This is a genomic window from Bradyrhizobium sp. Unk1 (assembly GCF_059512345.1).
On the sequence record NZ_JCAMOP010000164.1, the window covers coordinates 1 to 1,473 of the forward strand.

The window sequence follows — 1,473 nt, forward strand, 5'->3', positions numbered from 1 at the left end:
TAGGTCGCCGGCGGCACGACGACGCCGCCCGCGCCCATCACCGGCTCGCCGAAGAAGGCCGCGATCGTATCCGGGCCTTCCTTCTGGATCAGCGCGTCGAGCTCCTCGGCCCGGCGCGTCGCGAACGCCTCCTCGCTCTCGCCGGGCGCGCCGTCCTTGTAGAGATGCGGCGAGCCCGTGTGCAGGATGTTCGGCAGCGGCAGGTCGAACGAGCGGTGGTTGTTCGGCAGGCCGGTGAGGCTTGCGGAGGCAATGGTGACGCCGTGATAGGCGCGCATCAGGCTGATCACCTTCTTGCGCTGCGGCTGGTCGAGCGCGTTGGAGCGATAGCCGATCAGCTTGAGGACAGTGTCGTTCGCCTCCGATCCGGAATTGGTGAAGAACACCTTGCTCATCGACACCGGCGCGAGCGCCACCAGCTTCTCGGCAAGGTCGATCGAGGGCCCGTGCGATTTGGCGGAGAAGGTGTGGTAGAATGGCAGCGCCTGCATCTGCTTGTACGCTGCCTCGACCAGCCGCTTCTCGTCGAAGCCGAGCCCGACGCTCCACAGGCCCGCCATCGCTTCGAAATAGCGCTTGCCCGACGCGTCGAAGACGTAAGGCCCCTCCCCGCGCTCGATCACCAGGGGACCGGCCTGCTGATGCGTGCGCGCATTGGTGTAGGGATGGAGCTGATAGGCCACATCCCGGGCCTCTTGCGAATTGGGCAGCATGGGCATTTGCGAATATCCTTGAAAGCGTCACGTCGCCGGCGCCGTCAGCGTCATGACTTGGCTATTGCGACGAGGCAAAACTTGAAACGCCAATTCGTCGGCAGCAAGTGCTCAGCAGTGACTGCAAGCAGCGCGGGCGCGTCTCGGCGACGACAACCCGAGCGACGCTGTCCCTGCCACGTGCCGCAGACTTGGGTGGTCAGCCTTCCACCCAGGATTGGCAAGGCTGACCACCTTTGCTCCTGAGACATATTCCCGAGGCGCCACCAGATAATGGCGCGTACAAGTAACCGGGGGCACCTACCAGCACCGGTGGGTTGCTGTGAACCGCCCCGGGTTTGCCGGAGGCTGTTTGGTTTAAGTTATGCCGCCCTGGCCGATTGTTCCAGCATGGCATAGTAGCGTTGCTCGGCTTCGGCCGGCGGGATGTTTCCGATGGGCTCCAGGAGCCGTCGGTTGTTGAACCAATCGACCCATTCGAGGGTGGCGAACTCGACAGCCTCGAAGCTGCGCCATGGCCCGCGCCGATGGATCACCTCGGCCTTGTAGAGACCGTGGATGGTTTCGGCGAGAGCGTTGTCATAGGAATCTCCGACACTGCCGACAGAAGGCTCGACACCAGCTTCAGCCAGGCGCTCGGTGTACTTAATGGATACGTATTGGGCGGATTCAAACGGTCGTCGCAACACCAGTTGTTTTCACTCATGACAGTAATTCGTCAAGCGCTTCTGCCGGCGTTTTCCAGCCCAGTGTCTTTCTC

General features: G+C 62.6%; 1 protein-coding gene and 1 pseudogene. Both read right to left on the reverse strand.

The annotated features are described in order from the left end of the window. Positions 1–719: aminotransferase class III-fold pyridoxal phosphate-dependent enzyme (locus AC5ZFO_RS47880; RefSeq protein ID WP_496124250.1), on the reverse strand; the 719-nt coding region annotated here is incomplete at its 3' end. Positions 720–1,075: 356 nt separating this feature from the next. Beyond that, positions 1,076–1,378, reverse strand: a pseudogene (locus AC5ZFO_RS47885) (integrase core domain-containing protein); the annotation flags it as partial. Between the last annotated feature and the right edge of the window lie 95 nt (positions 1,379–1,473).